Source organism: Burkholderia sp. AU16741 (genome assembly GCF_002223345.1).
Lineage (GTDB): Bacteria > Pseudomonadota > Gammaproteobacteria > Burkholderiales > Burkholderiaceae > Burkholderia > Burkholderia sola.
The window spans coordinates 796,173-813,216 of the sequence record NZ_NKEZ01000011.1; the positions used below are offsets into that span (position 1 = coordinate 796,173).

22 protein-coding genes and 1 pseudogene are annotated in these 17,044 nt (G+C 65.6%); 10 read left to right on the forward strand and 13 right to left on the reverse strand.

The genetic code is table 11. From position 1 onward, the window contains the following. Positions 1-50: 50 nt before the first annotated feature. The gene (locus tag CFB89_RS32630; protein WP_089471737.1) at positions 51-1,142 is read left to right on the forward strand and encodes an NAD-dependent epimerase/dehydratase family protein; all 1,092 of its coding nucleotides are present in this window, start codon (positions 51-53) and stop codon (positions 1,140-1,142) included. A gap of 32 nt (positions 1,143-1,174) precedes the next feature. Then, a pseudogene (locus CFB89_RS35820) lies at positions 1,175-1,468 on the forward strand (AraC family transcriptional regulator ligand-binding domain-containing protein); the annotation flags it as partial. A 9-nt stretch (positions 1,469-1,477) separates the two neighbouring features. On the opposite strand, the gene CFB89_RS32640 reads toward CFB89_RS35820, so the two are convergent. Further along, positions 1,478-1,966 carry a RidA family protein gene (locus CFB89_RS32640; protein ID WP_089471554.1) on the reverse strand — a complete coding sequence of 163 codons (489 nt, stop codon included), beginning with the start codon at positions 1,964-1,966 and terminating at the stop codon, positions 1,478-1,480. A 227-nt stretch (positions 1,967-2,193) separates the two neighbouring features. Between CFB89_RS32640 and CFB89_RS32645 the strand changes: the two genes are divergently transcribed. Beyond that, on the forward strand, positions 2,194-2,493 hold the full coding sequence (locus tag CFB89_RS32645; RefSeq protein WP_050013598.1) for an H-NS family nucleoid-associated regulatory protein: 300 nt from the start codon (positions 2,194-2,196) through the stop codon (positions 2,491-2,493). Positions 2,494-2,675: 182 nt separating this feature from the next. On the opposite strand, the gene CFB89_RS32650 is transcribed toward CFB89_RS32645, so the two are convergent. From CFB89_RS32650 to CFB89_RS32655, 3 genes are all read right to left on the reverse strand, one after another. Beyond that, positions 2,676-3,008 (reverse strand): cupin domain-containing protein, encoded by a 333-nt coding sequence (locus CFB89_RS32650; RefSeq protein WP_089471555.1) that lies wholly within the window; start codon positions 3,006-3,008, stop codon positions 2,676-2,678. Positions 3,009-3,049: 41 nt separating this feature from the next. Further along, positions 3,050-3,364, reverse strand: coding sequence for a hypothetical protein (locus CFB89_RS34660; RefSeq protein ID WP_144030187.1), 315 nt, complete (start codon positions 3,362-3,364; stop codon positions 3,050-3,052). A gap of 107 nt (positions 3,365-3,471) precedes the next feature. Further along, positions 3,472-4,395: a LysR family transcriptional regulator gene (locus tag CFB89_RS32655; protein WP_089471556.1), complete on the reverse strand. Its 924-nt coding sequence runs from the start codon at positions 4,393-4,395 to the stop codon at positions 3,472-3,474. A gap of 67 nt (positions 4,396-4,462) precedes the next feature. On the opposite strand from CFB89_RS32655, the gene CFB89_RS32660 reads away from it, so the two are divergent. Next, on the forward strand, positions 4,463-5,080 hold the full coding sequence (locus CFB89_RS32660) for a LysE family translocator (protein ID WP_089471557.1): 618 nt from the start codon (positions 4,463-4,465) through the stop codon (positions 5,078-5,080). 52 nt (positions 5,081-5,132) lie between these two features. Here the strand turns inward: CFB89_RS32660 and CFB89_RS32665 are convergent, their stop codons facing one another. Continuing rightward, positions 5,133-5,765 carry an FMN-dependent NADH-azoreductase gene (locus tag CFB89_RS32665; RefSeq protein WP_089471558.1) on the reverse strand — a complete coding sequence of 211 codons (633 nt, stop codon included), beginning with the start codon at positions 5,763-5,765 and terminating at the stop codon, positions 5,133-5,135. A gap of 132 nt (positions 5,766-5,897) precedes the next feature. Here CFB89_RS32665 and CFB89_RS32670 point away from each other — a divergent pair, with 132 nt between their 5' ends. Next, positions 5,898-6,776 (forward strand): LysR substrate-binding domain-containing protein, encoded by an 879-nt coding sequence (locus tag CFB89_RS32670; RefSeq protein WP_089471559.1) that lies wholly within the window; start codon positions 5,898-5,900, stop codon positions 6,774-6,776. 75 nt (positions 6,777-6,851) lie between these two features. On the opposite strand, the gene CFB89_RS32675 is transcribed toward CFB89_RS32670, so the two are convergent. Together CFB89_RS32675 and CFB89_RS32680 are read right to left on the reverse strand one after the other, a co-directional pair. Continuing rightward, positions 6,852-8,102, reverse strand: coding sequence for a trans-acting enoyl reductase family protein (locus tag CFB89_RS32675; protein ID WP_089471560.1), 1,251 nt, complete (start codon positions 8,100-8,102; stop codon positions 6,852-6,854). A gap of 43 nt (positions 8,103-8,145) precedes the next feature. Then, complete coding sequence (locus CFB89_RS32680; RefSeq protein WP_089471561.1) at positions 8,146-9,063, reverse strand: acetoacetate decarboxylase family protein; 918 nt, start codon at positions 9,061-9,063, stop codon at positions 8,146-8,148. A gap of 262 nt (positions 9,064-9,325) precedes the next feature. On the opposite strand from CFB89_RS32680, the gene CFB89_RS32685 reads away from it, so the two are divergent. Then, positions 9,326-9,733 (forward strand): DUF3224 domain-containing protein, encoded by a 408-nt coding sequence (locus tag CFB89_RS32685; RefSeq protein ID WP_089471562.1) that lies wholly within the window; start codon positions 9,326-9,328, stop codon positions 9,731-9,733. A 9-nt stretch (positions 9,734-9,742) separates the two neighbouring features. Here CFB89_RS32685 and CFB89_RS32690 read toward each other — a convergent pair whose 3' ends face one another. The 5 genes from CFB89_RS32690 to CFB89_RS32710 form a co-directional block, all read right to left on the reverse strand. Beyond that, the gene (locus CFB89_RS32690) at positions 9,743-11,308 is read right to left on the reverse strand and encodes a methyl-accepting chemotaxis protein (protein WP_089471563.1); all 1,566 of its coding nucleotides are present in this window, start codon (positions 11,306-11,308) and stop codon (positions 9,743-9,745) included. 190 nt (positions 11,309-11,498) lie between these two features. Beyond that, entirely contained in the window at positions 11,499-11,717 is a 219-nt protein-coding gene (locus CFB89_RS32695) for a glyoxalase (protein WP_089471564.1), read from the reverse strand. Between the two features lie 4 nt (positions 11,718-11,721). Further along, positions 11,722-12,567 carry an MBL fold metallo-hydrolase gene (locus CFB89_RS32700; RefSeq protein WP_089471565.1) on the reverse strand — a complete coding sequence of 282 codons (846 nt, stop codon included), beginning with the start codon at positions 12,565-12,567 and terminating at the stop codon, positions 11,722-11,724. An 18-nt stretch (positions 12,568-12,585) separates the two neighbouring features. After that, entirely contained in the window at positions 12,586-12,912 is a 327-nt protein-coding gene (locus CFB89_RS32705; protein ID WP_089471566.1) for a hypothetical protein, read from the reverse strand. Then, entirely contained in the window at positions 12,905-13,435 is a 531-nt protein-coding gene (locus tag CFB89_RS32710) for a sugar ABC transporter (RefSeq protein ID WP_089471567.1), read from the reverse strand. The genes CFB89_RS32705 and CFB89_RS32710 overlap by 8 nt, the downstream gene beginning before the upstream one ends. Positions 13,436-13,584: 149 nt before the next feature. On the opposite strand from CFB89_RS32710, the gene CFB89_RS32715 reads away from it, so the two are divergent. Genes CFB89_RS32715 through CFB89_RS32725 form a run of 4 tightly spaced genes read left to right on the forward strand, consistent with a single transcriptional unit; the run spans position 13,585 to position 15,837 of the window. Next, a complete protein-coding gene (locus CFB89_RS32715) occupies positions 13,585-14,478 on the forward strand; it encodes a LysR substrate-binding domain-containing protein (protein ID WP_089471738.1) in 894 nt (297 codons plus the stop codon). A 49-nt stretch (positions 14,479-14,527) separates the two neighbouring features. Then, entirely contained in the window at positions 14,528-14,707 is a 180-nt protein-coding gene (locus CFB89_RS35600) for a hypothetical protein (RefSeq protein ID WP_256979830.1), read from the forward strand. Then, complete coding sequence (locus CFB89_RS32720; protein WP_256979831.1) at positions 14,708-15,475, forward strand: alpha/beta hydrolase; 768 nt, start codon at positions 14,708-14,710, stop codon at positions 15,473-15,475. After that, entirely contained in the window at positions 15,472-15,837 is a 366-nt protein-coding gene (locus tag CFB89_RS32725; protein WP_089471568.1) for a hypothetical protein, read from the forward strand. The genes CFB89_RS32720 and CFB89_RS32725 overlap by 4 nt, the downstream gene beginning before the upstream one ends. 167 nt (positions 15,838-16,004) lie before the next feature. Here CFB89_RS32725 and CFB89_RS32730 read toward each other — a convergent pair whose 3' ends face one another. Beyond that, positions 16,005-16,955, reverse strand: a complete 951-nt coding sequence (locus CFB89_RS32730) for a LysR substrate-binding domain-containing protein (RefSeq protein ID WP_089471569.1) — start codon at positions 16,953-16,955, stop codon at positions 16,005-16,007. Between the last annotated feature and the right edge of the window lie 89 nt (positions 16,956-17,044).

A 17,044-nucleotide genomic window follows, 5' to 3' on the forward strand; every position in this document is an offset into this window, starting at 1 on the left:
ATGTCGATTGGCGCGCTTTGCGAGTGAAGTGGCGCGCAAAAGGCGGCATCATGGCGCATCTCCTCTGCTACGGCATCCCGGCCATGCATATCGATACCGACCTCCCCGTCATGGTGACCGGCGCGACCGGGTACGTCGCGGGCTGGCTCGTGCAGCGGCTGCTCGAGGCCGGCCTGACGGTCCATGCGGCCGTGCGCGACCCGGACAGCCCGGACAAGCTCGAGCATCTCCAGCGCATCGCGGCCGGCAAGCCCGGCACGATCCGCTATTTCCGCGCGGACCTGCTCGAACCCGGGTCGTACGCCGACGCGATGGCCGGTTGCGGGACCGTGTTCCATACCGCGTCGCCGTTCACCGTCACCGTTCGCGATCCGCAGAAGGAGCTGGTCGATCCGGCGCTGCTCGGCACGCGCAACGTACTCGAGACGGCCAACCGCACGCCGTCGGTGCGGCGCGTCGTGCTGACCAGCAGTTGCGCGGCGATCTACGGCGACAACGCCGATCTCGCCGCGACACCGGACGGTATGTTTACCGAAGCAATCTGGAACACCAGTTCGTCGCTGACCCATCAGCCCTATTCGTATTCGAAGACGGTCGCCGAGCGCGAAGCGTGGAAGATCGCCCGCCAGCAGCAACGCTGGGAGCTCGTGACCATCAATCCGTCGCTCGTGATCGGGCCGGGCATCAATCCGTACGCGACGTCGGAGAGCTTCGAGATCGTGCGGCAGATGGGCAACGGCACGATGAAGACCGGCGTGCCCGATCTCGGCGTGGGCGCGGTGGATGTCCGCGACGTCGCCGACGCGCATCTGCGTGCGGCGTTCCTGCCGAGCGCCAGCGGCCGCTACATCGTGTCGGCGCACGACACGAGCCTGCCGGCGATGGCCGCCACACTGCTGGAACGGTATGGCGCCGACTACCCGATTCCGCGGCGCATCCTGCCGAAATGGCTGGTGTGGCTCGTCGGCCCGCTCGCCAACAAGAGCGTGACGCGCCGCATGATCGCGCGCAACGTCGGGCTGCCCTGGCGCGCCGACAACAGTCGCAGCCGCAACGAACTGGGCATCCGCTATCGCCCGCTCGCCGAGTCGATGAACGACTTCTTCCAGCAGCTCGTCGAAACCGGGCAATTGCGGCGTTGAACCGCTTCGCGATTTCGCCGGGCTGGCAGGTCGTGCTGGTCGACCTCGGCCGGCGCGTCGACGAACTGCTGCGGCGCGCGCAGTTGCCCGCCGATCCGTTCACGCGGCCGGAGAACGGGCTGACGACCCGCGAGTACTTCCGCCTGTGGCGCGCGATGGAAGACATCGCGAATGCACCGGCCCTCGCGCTGCGGATACTCGGTCTGGTCTCCGTCGAAACCTTCGATCCACCGCTGTTCGCCGCGTTGTTCAGCCCCAACTTCGAGATCGCGATCCGGCGCATCGGCCAGTTCAAGCCGCTGATCGGCCCGGTCCGTCGGCACGGCCATTCCGAATCAACCGGTGGCGCCCCCGCGATTCAACCCGAAAATGAAATCGGCTTCGACCGACGCGCCCTTCGGCAATTGCAGCACGCCGACCGACGAACGCGTATGGACGCCGGCGTCGCCGAGCACCGCGACCAACACGTCCGACGCGCCGTCGGCCACTTCGCTTTGCATCGTGAAGCCGGGCGCGCTTCGCACGTACACGGTCATGCGCGGGACCGTTGCGATCGCATCGAGCGTGCCGCACTGCTTGCGGATCAGCGCCAGCGCACGCAGCGCGGAAATGCCGGCCGCGCGGCGGCCGTCTTCCAGCGAAACGGATTCGCCCACGATGCCGACGAAATGCACGACTTCCCCGATTCGCGGAACCTGGCCGGCGACGTACGCCGTCGTTCCGTCGACCAGCACGGGCGTGTACTTTCCGCCGATCCTAATCGTTTCGTCCGGATCGAATCCGAATTCGGCTGCGACTTGTTTCAGCTTTTCATCCCTGTTCATCAGTGAATTCCCCGATCCCTCTGAAAAAAGATAAAGAATAATTGAGTCTCCGAAGCTTGTCTCGCACGAGAAGATCGGACACAAACGATCCTGCCAAGCCACTTCTCAGGTGTTCGAAGCAGTCATTCGTTGCGATATCGACAATGGAATTCGTAGTCGAAGCAATTTTCTTCGTCATTTTCGGTTGAAACCGCTATCATGTATGGACACAACCTGAAGAGTGATATATGGCAACTTACAAGGAACTGAAAGCCCAAATGGATGCTTTGGCCGAGAAAGCCGAAGCAGCGCGCGCCGCTGAATTCCAGGCGATCGTCGACGACATCCGCACCAAAGTCGCGGAATACGGCATTACCGAAAAGGACATTTTCGGTACGCGCCGCGGTCGGCCGGCCAAACAGGCGGGCGCCCCCGTGCAGGCCAAATACCGCGATCCGAAGACCGGGGCCACCTGGTCGGGCCGCGGTCGCGCACCCGCATGGATCAAGGACGCGAAGAATCGCAATCGATTCCTGATCCAGGAATAAGATTTCCCGCTTGGGCCGGCGCGCGATTCAACGCGCTGTCCGGCCATTCGGGGCATTGATTGACGCATTGAAGGCATCGATACCGGCGGTATTCCATGGCCGCTCCGGTTGACGAGGTTTTGCCCGATCGGCGTGTCGCGCACGGGTCCGTCCATCGATCCTGCCGCACGCCAACCCTTTCTTCAGCGTTCGTAATAGATCGCAAGCCACACGCTTTGCAATTCGTCATGCGTCCACGCGACACGATGACGGCAATGCGGCTCGATCAGCACGTAATCGCCGGCGCGCATATCGAGCCGCGTCGCATCCTCTTCGAATTCGAGCACGGCCGCGCCTGATAGCAGCACGACCCATTCGGCCCGCGGGTCGTCATACCAGAACCCCGCAGGGCTCGCATGCCCCATCGATACGATTCGCTCGACGTTCACGCGCGAACCCGCGACGAGCATGTCGATTCGCTCGTCGCCCCCGCGCCGCCCTTCGACGCTGAATAAATTACCGGTTTGAAGTTGCATGGCTTCGCCTCGTCGTGGATCTTCGGGTAAAGGATGCGGAATTAAACGCGACGGGAAAATAGTCGCTGCAGCCTGACGTCGCCCAGGTTTGCGCCTGCATCGTTAAAAACCGTATCAAAAAGATGAAGAATGACGGCGCCTTCGCCGGCGCCGATTCGTTGCGGCGATAAAGCGCGCATCGGCTTTCTTTTAGCGACGCGCGTGCGCCGGAGCACATCATTTCGATAAAAGCCGATCGACATCCTGCGCCCTATGCAGCACCGGGCCAAGGCCCGTTCACGCGAAGGACGGGCTTGCGAACGTGTCTCGATCGACGCATTTTGCGTTCGCAGGCTGGCGCGAGCAAGCATCGGCATGATGCATTCATTCGTTATTTCGTTTCGAGGTTTCGCCTGCCCAATAAGCGACGATATTGTCTTGGACGTCGATATCGACAGCGCGCGTCGACGAAGTACCGGTCCCGTCAAACCCTCCCCCTCAACCACTCCAGCAGCGCCGCCTGCGCACTCCCGTCCACCACCGGCGCCGGCGTCAACAGGTAGTAATCCGATCCATCCTCGACGAACCCCATCGGCGCAACCAGCACACCGCTTTCGATGTCGTCGCGCACCAGATGCCACGGCCCGATCGCCACGCCGAGCCCCGCGACGGCTGCTTGCAGACTGAAATAGAAATGATCGAACTTCTGCCCGCGCCCGCGCGCGGCCGGCTGATTCGCCGCCCCCGCCCACGTGTTCCATGCGTCCGGCCGGGTCCGCGTATGCAGCAGCGCGGCGTCGGGCTTCAACGTGCGGCCGCCGCGACGCGACGCAAACCACGCACCGACCTTGTCCGGCCGGCAAACCGGCCCCACCCGTTCGGCGAACAGATGCTCGGCGTGACATCCCGCCTGCCACGCGAAATCGTTGCGACGAATCGCCATGTCGACCCCGCTGTCGAACGAGAACGGCCCGCCCGCGGCGGCCAGATGGATGTCGACGCCCGCATGCCGCGCCTGGAAATCCGGCCAGCGCGGGATCAGCCAGCGCATCAGGAGCGTCGGCTCGCACGACAGCACCGAACGCCGCGCACGGGCGGCTTCGCTGCGCAACGCGTGGGCGGCGTGACGCATCAGGCCCAGACCGTCATGGACAGCCCGAGCGAGCGTGCGGCCCGCATCGGTCAGGAACACGCGCCGGCTGCGCCGCTCGAACAGCGCCACGCCCAGATCGTCCTCGAGCAAGCGCACCGCGCGGCTGACCGCGCCATGGGTCAGGCACAGCTCGTCGGCCGCGCGACTGAAATTCTCGTGACGCGCCGCCGCGTCGAAACAGCGCAGCGCCATCAGCGACGGCAGGTTCGCCCGAATCAATTGTGATTCAGACTCACCATTCTGGTCAGAAATCATCGTTTTTCCTGATGAAGCACGATCGATAGGATTGTGCCATCAACATATCCGTGCCAGGAACAACGCCATGACCGAACTGATAGTCGTAGTCACCATTACGCTGCTCGCCGTCGTCAGCCCGGGGCCGGACTTCGCGATGGTCACGCGCAACAGCCTGATGCTGTCGCGTCGTTCCGGTGTGCTCACCGCATGCGGGATCGGGCTCGGCGTAACGGTCCACGTGAGCTACACGCTGCTGGGCGTCGGGCTCCTGATCCGTCAGTCGCCGTGGCTATTCAATGCCGTCAAGCTGATCGGCGCGATCTACCTGATCTACCTCGGCGCAAAGATGCTCACGACGAAAGCCGGCAACGCGCAAAACGACGCCAGCGTGACGCCGCTGTCCGATCTCGCGGCGCTGCGCACGGGCTTCCTGACCAATGCGCTGAACCCCAAAACCACGGTGTTCATCGTCAGCCTGTTCATGCAGGCAGTGCGGCCCGACACGCCGTTGACCGTGCAGATCGGCTACGGCGCCTTCATCGCGGCCGCCCATGCCGGCTGGTTCAGCCTCGTGGCGATCTGTTTCTCGGCCACGGCGGTCCGCGATCGCCTGCTGTCGCTGCGGCACCGGATCGATCGCACGTTCGGATGCCTGCTGGTGGGCTTCGGCGTCGCGCTCGCCATCGCACGCGGCGGGCGCTGACACGCGACCCGCGCCGGATGCGCGGCGGCGCCGGACGCCGGCGCCGGCAACGTCAGAACGTCGGTGCGATCGCCCGTGCTTCGTCGAGCGCCCGGCTCCGGTCGGCCTTCCCGTCCGGGCCGAACAACGTGCGCTCGACGACGATCCCCGTGATGTCCGTCACGCCCACGAACTTGAGCCACGTTTCCATGTAAGGGCGCTGCAGATCGAATTCGGCGGCCGGCGTAAACGACCCCGGCGACTGATAGGCGAGACCGCGTGCGTAGACCACTGCCGCCTTTTTCCCGGCCAGCTTGCCGGCGAACCCCGTTCCGTCGAACGTGAACAACACGTCCTTCTGCGAAATCACGTCGATCAGGTGCTTGAGCTTGTACGGAATGCTGAAATTCCACAGCGGCACGCCGAACAGGAATTTGTCCGCTTCGTGGAACGGCGCCGCGAGCCGCTCGATCTGCTGCCACGCCGCCGCCTGCTCCGGCGTCAATGCCGTGCCGCTCAATCCGGCATATTTCGCGGCCAGCGCCGCGGCGTCGAATTCGGGCATCGGCAGATCCCAGATATCGATCTTCCGGATCTCGTGATCGGGATGAGCCTGCCGGTACGCGTCGAGAAATGCATTGCACACCTCGATCGACGCCGAATAGCCCTTGTTGGGTGAGCCTTCGATATAGAGCACGCGTGTCATCGCGCCAGTCCTTGCCAAGAGTGACGACGGCGCGCGGGATGCGCGCTCGCCCACTTCGCTTCCAAGCCTATCGGGTCGGCCTATAATCCGGAAACGATATTAATTGATCGAATTAACCTGAATTGGTGATGGATGAATACTCCCCTCGACACGGCGCTGCTTCATACCTTCGTTGCGGTTGCCGACGTGCGCAGCTTCACCGGCGCCGGGCGTCGGCTGAACCTCAGCCAGTCCGCGGTCAGCGCGCAGATCCTGCGTCTCGAGGAACAGGTCGGCCACGCACTGCTCGTGCGCAACACGCGTAGCGTCACGCTCACCGGGCATGGCGAGACGCTGCTCGGCTACGCACGCGCGATGCTCAATCTGAGCGAGGAAGCGCGCGCCAGGCTGGGAACGGGTGACGCCACCGACGTCAAGCTGCGGATCGGCGTGTCGGAGGACTTTGCAGGCGGCTGGCTGCCGGACCTGATGCGCCGCCATGGCGCCGCGCGGCGCGGGCTGCGGCTGGATCTGGTCGTCGACATCGGCGACAGCCTGTTTCGCCGGCACGCCAACGGCGAATTCGATGTCGTGATCGGCAGCCGATGCTCCCACGCGGGCCACGGCGCGACGTTGTGGCAAGAGCCGCTCGCCTGGGCGTTCGCGCGCCACGAGCCGCTTCCGGAAGGCGACGTGCCGCTCGCGTGTTTCCCCGATCCGTGCCCATACCGGGGCGCCGCCATCACGGCGCTCGCGCGGGCCGGCATGCGCTACCGGATCGCGTGCGAAAGCCCCAGCGTGACCGGCATCCGCGCCTTCGCACGAGCCGGCATCGCGATCGCACCGGTGCCGCGTAGCGTGATCGACGACACGCTTCGCGAATTGGGGTCGCCCGAAGGTTTGCCCGAACTGCCGGAGATGGAGTTCGTGATGATGCACGACGCGCGAATGCCGGCCGCCGTCGAATTCGCCGCGACGATTCTGGACGAGACGGCTGCCCGCACGGGCGCGGGCAAACGCAGTCGGATGTAGCGGTAGCGCCCGCGTGCGTATTGCCGGCGCAAGCATGGCACTTCGCCGGACTCGAATCGCCGGCGGGGACGACGTTCAAACCACCTCGAAGCGCAACCCGGCATGGCGAACCAGGCGTTCGATGTAGCGTTCGTCGAACATCGTCGCGGGCGTCCAGAACCCGCCGCCGCGCCCGGTCTTCACGCCGTCGCGACTGCAATCGATCGCGAGACCGATCGCGGCCTGGCCGAGCATCTTGCCGGTGGAGCCATAGCCCGGATCGCGATCGCCGGTGACTTTCACGCGCAAGGTTCGGCCGTCGTCGGCGCGGCCGAAGAAGCGCAAATCGTAGCGGCCAGCCTGCTGGGCTTCGACGCTCGGGCCTTCGCCGGGCTTCGGCAGCAGGAAGCGCTCCATCAGGCCGCGCACCGGCGCGATGAGGACACCCATCATGAACGCACCGAGGCCCGCCACCATCGTCAGCGCGGCCAAGCGCCCCTTCAGGCCCGCGCCGGTCATCACGGCTTCGTCATAGGTAAAGCGGCTGCCGTACGCGTTGCCCGCCAGCGCATTGGAGCGGTGCACGACGCGCTCGTTGATCGCCGCCATCACGAACGGCGCGATCCACGCTTGGCAGTCGCGATCGAATTCGGCCGATCGAACCGCATGCTGCCGCACCGTGAAGCCATGCCGTTGCGGGCACAACGAATAAGGATCGAGCAGCTCCCTGCGCAATGCGGGATCGGCCGCCGCTTCGCGCACCAGGTTGATCACGCTGGCCACGGTGCCGCCCGACGCACCGCCCTTCAGCGTTTTCACGCGCATCTTCACGCGAGCGGCCGGCACGCCCCACTGCTGCCGCGCCTGTTGTTGCAGGAAGAAAACGCCCATGTCGGACGGCACCGAATCGAAGCCGCAGCAATGCACGAGGCGCGCGCCCGATTGCCGGGCCGCGGGCTCGTACTTGTCGATCATCCGTTTGATCCATTGCGTCTCGCCGGTGAGATCGCAGTAGTCGGTGCCGGTCTGCGCGCAGACGCGGACCAGCGGCTCGCCGTATAGCGCGTAAGGGCCGACGGTGGATACGACCACCCGCGTTTGCGCGCACAGCGCCCGAAGCTGGGTTTCGTCGGCCGCGTCGGCGACGATGATCGGCACCTGTTGCCCGGCCGCGCCGAGCGCATCCCTGACCTGCCTGAGCTTCGCATCGGATCGGCCTGCGATCGCCCAGCGCAGCGTCTCGCCCGCACCGGCGTCCGCCAGATAATCGGACAGATAGCGGGCCAGGATCTGCCCGACGAAACTGGTGGCGCCGAATACGACGAGATCGTAGGTCGGTTGGGGCATGGACGACTCCTTCGGTGCGCGCACGTCGCACGCATCCGTATCGTTAGCGTGGCTTTCCGGGTTCATCGAAGGCCGTCAAGGGCGTGGGCAGATTCAGCACCAGTTGCGCATCCTTGACCACGTCGAGACGCATGATTGTGGATGCGCCGAGCCCGTCGAGCAACTGGCTGAGCGGCCCACCGTGCCGCACGAGCTCGACGTTGCGCGGCAACAGGCGCTGCGCGAACGACAGCATGTTGGTCTGCACCGACGCCTGATGCCACGCGCCGTCGATGCGGTTGACCATCGTCGTCGTGCCCATGTGCGATTGCGACGGCACGCTGGTCAGCGCGGGCAGCGGCACGCTCAGGCTCAGATCCGGCCGCCCGCCCGGGCCCGCGATACCCGCGCGCGCCGTGGCGCCGATGTTCACGTCGATATCCGCAAGCCACTTGGGCAGTTGGTAGCCGTGCACGCCGCGCACCCGCGCGATTTCCGTCGTGACCGGCAGCGCCAGCACGTGCGCGAAGAAACTTCGACGCCGCATCGAGTCGATCAGCTCGAGCGCGTGCGAGCCTTTCGCGCCGGGCCGGCGGATCACCACCGCGACCGATACTTCGTCATACGGATCGTTGTCGCACACCGCGTACGAAAAGAACGTCAATGCGACGAGCCCGTATCCGGGCAATGCCCGCAGCGGTTCGAGCGGAACCGGCAGCATGGTGCGCAGGCGTTCGAGCGGCGCAAGAAACAGCAGTTGAATGCTGCTGGAACGATAGTAGAAGTTCGGCGCCCAGGTCGGCCCCACTCGCGACATCATCTGACGCTTCGGAATCCGCCGGAAAAAATCGATGTTCCCCGCGGCGGGATCGCGCGCCACCGCGTCCAGGTCCGGATTCATCCGGAATCGGTCGTAGTACCCGCCCTCTGGCACGTCGACCATATGCGGCCCGAATTCGACCTGTGTAAAACGCCTGTCCATGTTCGTTGTCTCCCGTCGATGGTCGAGCAGCGGCAGGCGAGATAGGAAGCCTCCCGATTCGCTGTCGTCGGCAAGCACTCTAAGCTTCAAGTCAACTTCAAGGTCAAGCCAACGAGTAGAGGAACCTGTCGGAGTGCGGCGGCACGGCGGGCGGGAGACGTCGCGAATCGAACAGGACGATCATGTCGCGTATATGCGATCGGCTTGCCGTCGACAGCGTTGGCTTATAGTGCCGGTTGCCCATTCGACGAGGAGAACAACCATGAAACTGCAGGCCAGCGGTCCATTCGAGGTGAAGCTGAATCCGGAACCGCTGAGTCACGTTGCGGAAAGCAGCGGGCTCGGCCGCATGTCGCTGGACAAGCATTTTCACGGCGACCTCGAAGCCGTCAGCCAGGGAGAAATGCTCGCGTTTCGCAGCAGCATCCAGGGTTCGGCCGGCTACGTCGCGATGGAAACCGTCAAAGGCGTGCTCGGCGGACGCAAGGGCAGCTTCGTGCTGCAGCACAGCTCCACCATGACGCGCGGGCAGCCGACGCAGTCGATCACGGTCGTGCCCGATTCCGGCACGGACGAATTGGTCGGCCTCTCCGGCACGATGCGCATCGATCTCGACCACGGCCAGCACGCATACCGCTTCGACTACACGTTGCCGGACGCACCGCAATAAGCGCGCACGTCACGCGTGCGCCGCTTCGTGCAGCCTGAACTGCGCGACCGCCGCGCTCAGCCGCGCGCCCTGTTCGTCGAGCGACAGCGCCGCGGCCGCCGCCTCCTCGACCAGCGCGGCATTGCGCTGCATCGTCTGCTCCATCTGGATCACCGCGGCATTCACCTGCTCGATGCCCGACGACTGTTCGTCGAATGCCTGGCTGGTTTCACCCATGATCGCGTTGACGCGCTCGACCGCCGCGACGAGCTCGGTCATCGCCGAGCCGGCCCGCGCGACGAGCCCGCTGCCGTCTTCCACGCTTCGCGCGGAATGGCCGATCAGCTCGCGAATTTCCTTCGCCGCCGCGGCACAGCGCTGCGCGAGCCCGCGCACCTCGGTCGCGACGACCGCGAACCCGCGCCCCTGCTCGCCCGCGCGCGCGGCTTCGACGGCGGCGTTCAACGCGAGGATGTTCGTCTGAAACGCGATGCTCTCGATCACGCCGACGATGCCGGAGATGCGCGTGGAGCTGGTCGAAATTTCCGACATCGTCTCGACGACGCGCTGCATCGCTTCGCCGCCGCGCGACGCGATGCCGGCCGCGCCCTCGACGTACGTGCGCGCATCGCGCGCGTTGTCCGCGTTCTGGCGCACGGCCGCCGTCAGTTGCTCGACGCTCGCGGCCGCCTGCTGCAACGACACGGCCTGCTGCTCGGTACGCGCGGACAGGTCGACGTTGCCGCTCGCGATCGTGCGCACGTCGCCGACGATCGTCTCGGTGCTCGCGCGCACCTGGCTCACGGTTTCGACGAGGCCGTCCTGCATCCGCTTCAGCGCATTCAGCAGATACGCCATCTCGTTCTCGCCGGGGACGACGACCGCGCCGGTCAGGTCGCCTTTCGAGATTTTCTCGAACTGGTCGACCGCGAGATTGATCGGCTCGATGATCGCCTTCGCGAGCACGCGCTGCGCCAGGAACCCGACGACGAGCGCCAGCCCCGCGACCGCCCCCATCCCCCACACGATCCGGTGGAAATTGACGCCGGCCGCCTCGTAGCGCGCCTTCTGGCGCGTGACCTGGAACGATTCGAGCGCGTCGATCGCCGCCTGGTACGCGGCGAACAATGCGGGCGGCGCGGTGCGCTGCGTGTCGAGGAAGTTGAACGCGTCGTCGCCGTCGAGTTGCGACAGCGCCTTCAGGAACACGCGGTCGAGCAGCGCGCGACGGTGGTTCTGCAGCGTGTCGAACAGCGCCTGCTCGCCGGCGTCGCGCGCATGCAGACGCGTGTACGCGTCCAGTTCGTCGTTGCTCTGCTTGAGCAGCGTGTGAAGTTGCGCGACTTCCTCTTTCGCGGGCTGGCCCGCGCTGATGATCTGCGCGACGTCGCTCATGCGTTCGCGCAGCACCAGCATCCGCTCGGAACTGGTCTTCAGATGCAGCAGCGACGCGGTATCGTCGCGGTACATCGCCTCGAGCGAGCCGTTGCCGACGTAAAGCGCCGCGATGCAGGCGCCGACCACCAGCACGAGCAGCACGGTATAGCCGGCGATGGTCGCGACGAGGCCACCACGGATAGTGAGTTGTTTTCGCATGACGTTCCCTTGAGCCGGCCGGGCATGGCCAGCGGCGGATGTGAATTCCGGAACACGAACGACGCGCGCCGTCACGCAATACGCGGCGCGGGGGCTGCGTACGGGTTAACGGCGCAGGGAACGGGCGGCTTTTATCCGCACGCGACGTGAATCTTGACAATTGCGACAGCGGAACGCGAAAGCAGCGCGATTACCGGCCGTCGCCGGGCCTGGAGCGAATCGCTTCGGGCGAAAGGTCGCGCTGGTGCGTGGCGATCTGCCAAACGTTTCCCCACGCGCCCTTCACCATCGCCCGCCGGTCGCCGTACGGCATGTCGGCAGGCGATTCCAGCGGGATAGCTTGCGCCGCGAGCGTGCGTCGATAGGTGGAATCGGTGTCCTCGACGTCCACGTACAGGAACGCCGGCATCGGGTCACGCGTCGGTCTCGTAAAACAGGCCGTATTCGCCGTTCGTTCGCCTGATGCGCGCGAAGCCCGGTTCGCCCAGATGCATGCCGGCGATCAGCAGCCCTTCCGCGCTGACCCGGTCCAGCAGCCGCGAACGCGTGGTCGCCGCCTGCGGCGCATCCTGATCGAACGCAATCGACACGTCCGGCCGCTTGATCTGGATATGCGGAAAATGCACGATGTCGCCCCACACGAGCAGGCCCTGATCGCCGGATTCGAGGACATAGCCGGTATGTCCGTCGGTATGCCCCGGTAGCGGTATGGCTGCGATTCCGGGCAGCACGTCGCCTTCATCGAAGGTCCGCAGCGCGTCGCCGTAAGCGTCGAATGCCCGGCGCGCGATCCGGAAATTGCCGCGGGCGCGTTCGCTGGCGCGGCTCAGGTTGCCGTCGTCGCGCCAGAATTCGACCTCGCGTCGATGCGCGACCAGCTCCGCATTCGGGAACGCCACGTGTCCGGCCGCATTCACCAGCCCGCCGACGTGGTCGGGATGCGCGTGGGTGAGCAGGACGGCGTCGATCGCGGCAGGCTCGATGCCGGCGAGCCGCAAATTGTCCATCAGGCGGCCGCCCCATTCCTTGATACCGCCGGCTCCGGCATCGATGAGAATCGTGCGGCCCGCGCCGCGCACCACGTAGCAGTTGATATGCACGGCGGACGGCTCCTGCTGCCCGGCCGCACGCTGCATCCCGGCCGCGTCGGTCGCGTCGATATTCGACAGGAAATCGAGGCTCGCCGTGAGGTAGCCGTCGCTGATCGCGGTGATCGTGAAATCCCCGACACGCCGGCCGGGAAACGTAACGTTGGACATCGTGCTTCTCCGCAGTGGCTAGTTTCGGGCGTGAAGGTCCGGCGCGGCATGACCGAAGCAACGGATGCGCGCCGTCAGCCCCGTGCGGCGAACGATCGCGTGATCCAGCGCCTCCATGAACGCGTTCATGACCGCGGGCGGGCGAGACGACGCCGCGCGATACCGGATTTCCGCGAAAACGGGGTGCCCGCAGCCGTGCCGAACCGCCACGTAAATGACGTGGACGTTCGTCGGTTCCGCCTGAAGGACATCCGTACAGAGTTCGATGCAGTCGCCGGACAGTTCGGCGAGGCGCGCGTCGGGCGGCATGCGCTCCGCATCGATATGGAACGTCACGTTAGGCATCGCGGGCGGCCTTCGTCAGTTGTTCGGTCATCGGTGCGTAAAGGTGAAGCCCGGCCGGCACGCTCCCGGCCAGCGGCGCATCGCGGCGCGGCAGGACCGCGAGCCAGCGGCGCGCCGGACACTGCTCCAGTGCGACGGCCTGCATGGCCAGCGGCTCGAGGCCGAGTTCGATCAGCGAGTCGGGCCCTCGGGCACTCAGCGCGAGCAGTTCGTCGGCATTGACCGCCGGCGCACGACCGATATCGCCATAGAGGTTGCGGTGCCAGTCGGTGATGTGTTGCTGCCACCGCGCGAAATTGCCGCCGCCCTTCTGCCGATAGTCATCGCCGGTCAGCACGTCGAGGCCGTCGATCGTGTGAACGGCCAGATACACGGGGCAACCGTCGCTGATCGCCCTGAAACGCTGCGACGTGTGAAAACCGGCCACCGAGATGAGGGCCGGCAGCTTGTCGAGGCTGTAGAAATCGTTCCATTCGGCTTCGCTGGCCGGGTCGGCGAAGCTGCATTCCACGGTGTAGATCATCGGTTCGTCCTCTGCGTCGATTGACGGATATTCAGTGCAGTGACGTAATGCTAATCTGCGGTTTCCCGCGTAGATATCGACTTAAAGTCAGCCTTCAGTGATATTTGATCAAGCTGCGGGTCGAACGCGCTCCGACCGGCGAGACCCCGATGCGACGCAAGATCCCGAGCAATTCCGCGCTCCTGGCCTTCGAGGCCGCGGCCCGGCACGGCAGCTTCGCCCGCGCCGCCGACGAACTGGCGCGCACCGAGGGCGCGGTCAGTCGGCAGATCGGCCGGCTCGAGGCGTTCCTTGGCGTGACGCTGTTCGAGCGCGTCGGCAACCGGGTGCGGCTGGCGCCCAACGGCACGCGATACGCGGTACAGGTGCGCGAGATTCTGGATCGGCTGGAACGGGACAGCCTGTATCTGATGGGGCAGCCCGTCAAAGGCGCGAGCATCGACATCGCCGCGATTCCGACTTTCGCGACCCGCTGGCTGATCCCGCGGCTGAAGCGCTTTCAGGCGCGCCATCCGAACGTCACCGTGCACATCGCCGAACGGATGGAGCCGTTCCTGCTGGCCGGCAGCGGCTTCGACGCGGCCATTCATTTCGCGCATCCGGCCTGGGCCGGCATGCATCTGCATCCGCTGCTGGAAGAGGTGCTGGTGCCCGTTTGCAGTCCGGCGCTTGTCGAAGGCGCTGGCGCCAATCCGTCGCTGGATGCGCTGCCGCGCCTTCATCGGCGGCAGAATCCGGATGCGTGGCAGGTCTACGCGGAAGAGGCCGGCATCGTGCTGACCAATTCGGCGGTCGGCCCGCGATACGATCTGCATTCGATGCTGATCGAGGCCGCGCTGGCCGGCCTCGGCGTCGCGCTGGTGCCGCGCCTTTACATCGGGGCCGAGCTCGAGCAGGGGCGTCTGGTCGCGCCCTGGCCCGACGGCAAAGCGGTGACGAAAAATTTCTGCCTCGTGCTGCCCGAGCCGATCGAATTGAGCGCGGCGCCGGTGCGGGCGTTTGCGGAGTGGGTGGTGGGCGAGGCGCAAGGTGGGGCCGGTTGAGGCTGCCCCCGTCGTTCATCGCGGTACGAATCAGGAAAGCCCTTTACGGATGATGCAAACCGATATCGAAGCCCCGGGGCCTGCCGGCCCGCTGCGCGGCACGCTGTTGTCTCCTGCGACGGGCGATGTCCCGGTGGTGCTGATCGTGCCGGGATCGGGCCCGACCGACCGGAACGGCAACAATCCCTACGGCATTCAGGCATCGATCTATCGTTTGCTGGCTGAATGATTGCTCGGTCAAGGTATCGCGTCGGTTCGCATCGACAAGCGCGGCATGTACGGTAGTGCGTCGGCGATCGCGGATGCGGACGACGTCACGATCGACGATTACGCGGCGGACGTCCGCGCGTGGGTGGCCGCCATCCGGGCGCGGACCGGTGCGCGCCGCGTATGGGTGCTCGGACATAGCGAAGGAGGATGGGTCGCGTTGTCGGCGGCGCGGCAGACGGCCGATATTGGCGGCCTGATCCTCGTAGCCACACCGGGACGGCCGCTCGGCCAGGTATTGGCGCGGCAACTGCAGTCGACCCCCGCGAATGCCGGTGTCCTGCGCAACGCGATGTCGATACTCGAATCGCTCGAAGCCGGGAAGACGGTCGACGCGGCCGGCATCGATCCCGCGCTGATGCCGTTGTTCAGGCCACAGGTTCAGCGGTTCCTGATGAGCGAACTGGCCATCGACCCGGCGGCCCTTCTCACCGGCTATACGAAGCCGGTCCTGATCGTGCAGGGTGCGCGGGATATTCAGGTTGGCGTGCAGGATGCGCAGCGGTTGAAGGACGCGAATCCACGCGCCCGACTGACGATCGTCGCGAATGCCAATCACGTGCTCAAAACCGTTCACACGGACGCGCGGGACGAAAACCTTGCCGCGTACTCGAACCCGGATCTTCCTTTGGCCAGCGGGGTGGTGGAAGCCATTTCGGCATTCGTTCGGGAATCGACCGGCGGCGGGATGGATCACCCTGCACTTTCGCAACGGAAAAACGCGCGATGACGCACCTGATTCGATTCCGGGTTCGGCCTGTTTATCACGGTAGCGATCTGCTGGTCGAAATACTCGACGACCACCGCGCGGCCGATTTTCCAGATCTCGCCGGGATTCTCCGGGATGCGCTGCATGCCGTCCGGCTCCCGCATCCGGACGGCCTCGACGACCCGCACGTCGCCTTGTCGCAGGACCGCTATTTCAGCTATTGGACGTACGATCGCGGCCACTATGAAATCGACGACGATATCTGGGGCTGGTGTGTCACCGCGCCGGTGAACAACCGGGCCATCGTCGCGGACATCGAGCGGGCGCTGCTCGCGACCGGCAGATTCAGCAAGGAAGCCGTGGATTTCGGCAAGTTTGCGTGACGCAAAGCGATCGCCTCCGCCGGTACGTCGAACCGGTCCACTCCTCCGCTAATCGAGGTACGGCTTCAATACGCCCCCGGTCCAGTCCATGACAGCCCGCCCACGCGGCGAAAGGTTGCGCCGATGCGCGACGACGAGCGACGCGGCGCAATAGGACCGGCGGCACTTCATCCGCGCTTCGGCACGGGCAGTGGCGAAGCTGCCCGTGTCGAACCGGGCGCGCGCATCCTCGCGAACGCATCGCGCAAATCCGCGCAAAACGCATCGCCGATCATCGACAGCGGCTGCGACGCGGACGTCACCAGGTAGAAGTGATCGGGCACGGCCGGCTCGAACGGCTTGACGACCACACGCTCGCCCGCGTACGCGGCCGTCACCGGATCGATCAGCGCGACACCGGCGCCGTTCGCGACGAACGCGACGATCGTCCGCGACAACTGCGCCTCGATCGACAGCACGCGCGACACGCCGGCTTCGACGAATACGCGGTCGATCGCGCTGCGCGCCTCGAAACTCGGCGGAAACGAGATGAACGATTCGTCGCGCAGGTCGGCCGGGTGCACGACGCGCTTGCGCGCAAGCCGATGCCCGCGCGGCACGATGCAGCACATCGCGCTTTCCGCGAGCCGCTCGCCGCGCACGGCCGGATGCGGGACGGGTTCGGCGATCAGCCCGACGTCGCATTGCCCCGACGCGACCTTGTCGACGACGGTGGACGCACTGTGCGCGAGCAGCGTGATGTCGACGCCCGGATGCGCGAGCGAAAAACGCGTGACGATTTCCGGCAGCAGGTCGAGCGCGACGGCCGGCGAACCCGCCACGCGCAGCGTGCCGCGCCGCATCGCGCGGATCTGTTCGGCGGCCTGCGCGACGCGGTCGAGGCCGACGAACGCGCGTTCGACCTCTTCGTACAACACGCGCGCTTGCGCGGTCGGCGTGAAGCGCCCCTGCTGCCGCTCGAACAGCACGAAGCCGATCCGCGCCTCGAGATCGGCGATCAGCCGGCTCACGGCCGGCTGCGAGATATGCAGATCGCGCGCCGCGCGCGTGACGGTATGGCGCTGCATCACCGCGCGAAACGCTTCGATCTGGCGAATCCTGAGCGAGGGCGTGGTCATAACACTGGATTATGAGTTGTTGATCAAGCTGTATTGGACAGCCCATTTTGCCTGTCCGAACATCGGTTCCGCAACGTACTGAAAGCAAG

Bases quoted from the DNA above. Each gene is read 5' to 3' on its own strand.
- CFB89_RS32630 (WP_089471737.1), top strand. From the start codon at position 51: ATGGCGCATCTCCTCTGCTACGGCATCCCGGCCATGCATATCGATACC.
- CFB89_RS32640 (WP_089471554.1), bottom strand. From the start codon at position 1,966: ATGAACAGGGATGAAAAGCTGAAACAAGTCGCAGCCGAATTCGGATTC.
- CFB89_RS32645 (WP_050013598.1), top strand. From the start codon at position 2,194: ATGGCAACTTACAAGGAACTGAAAGCCCAAATGGATGCTTTGGCCGAG.
- CFB89_RS32650 (WP_089471555.1), bottom strand. From the start codon at position 3,008: ATGCAACTTCAAACCGGTAATTTATTCAGCGTCGAAGGGCGGCGCGGG.
- CFB89_RS34660 (WP_144030187.1), bottom strand. From the start codon at position 3,364: ATGCCGATGCTTGCTCGCGCCAGCCTGCGAACGCAAAATGCGTCGATC.
- CFB89_RS32655 (WP_089471556.1), bottom strand. From the start codon at position 4,395: ATGATTTCTGACCAGAATGGTGAGTCTGAATCACAATTGATTCGGGCG.
- CFB89_RS32660 (WP_089471557.1), top strand. From the start codon at position 4,463: ATGACCGAACTGATAGTCGTAGTCACCATTACGCTGCTCGCCGTCGTC.
- CFB89_RS32665 (WP_089471558.1), bottom strand. From the start codon at position 5,765: ATGACACGCGTGCTCTATATCGAAGGCTCACCCAACAAGGGCTATTCG.
- CFB89_RS32670 (WP_089471559.1), top strand. From the start codon at position 5,898: ATGAATACTCCCCTCGACACGGCGCTGCTTCATACCTTCGTTGCGGTT.
- CFB89_RS32675 (WP_089471560.1), bottom strand. From the start codon at position 8,102: ATGCCCCAACCGACCTACGATCTCGTCGTATTCGGCGCCACCAGTTTC.
- CFB89_RS32680 (WP_089471561.1), bottom strand. From the start codon at position 9,063: ATGGACAGGCGTTTTACACAGGTCGAATTCGGGCCGCATATGGTCGAC.
- CFB89_RS32685 (WP_089471562.1), top strand. From the start codon at position 9,326: ATGAAACTGCAGGCCAGCGGTCCATTCGAGGTGAAGCTGAATCCGGAA.
- CFB89_RS32690 (WP_089471563.1), bottom strand. From the start codon at position 11,308: ATGCGAAAACAACTCACTATCCGTGGTGGCCTCGTCGCGACCATCGCC.
- CFB89_RS32695 (WP_089471564.1), bottom strand. From the start codon at position 11,717: ATGCCGGCGTTCCTGTACGTGGACGTCGAGGACACCGATTCCACCTAT.
- CFB89_RS32700 (WP_089471565.1), bottom strand. From the start codon at position 12,567: ATGTCCAACGTTACGTTTCCCGGCCGGCGTGTCGGGGATTTCACGATC.
- CFB89_RS32705 (WP_089471566.1), bottom strand. From the start codon at position 12,912: ATGCCTAACGTGACGTTCCATATCGATGCGGAGCGCATGCCGCCCGAC.
- CFB89_RS32710 (WP_089471567.1), bottom strand. From the start codon at position 13,435: ATGATCTACACCGTGGAATGCAGCTTCGCCGACCCGGCCAGCGAAGCC.
- CFB89_RS32715 (WP_089471738.1), top strand. From the start codon at position 13,585: ATGCGACGCAAGATCCCGAGCAATTCCGCGCTCCTGGCCTTCGAGGCC.
- CFB89_RS35600 (WP_256979830.1), top strand. From the start codon at position 14,528: ATGATGCAAACCGATATCGAAGCCCCGGGGCCTGCCGGCCCGCTGCGC.
- CFB89_RS32725 (WP_089471568.1), top strand. From the start codon at position 15,472: ATGACGCACCTGATTCGATTCCGGGTTCGGCCTGTTTATCACGGTAGC.
- CFB89_RS32730 (WP_089471569.1), bottom strand. From the start codon at position 16,955: ATGACCACGCCCTCGCTCAGGATTCGCCAGATCGAAGCGTTTCGCGCG.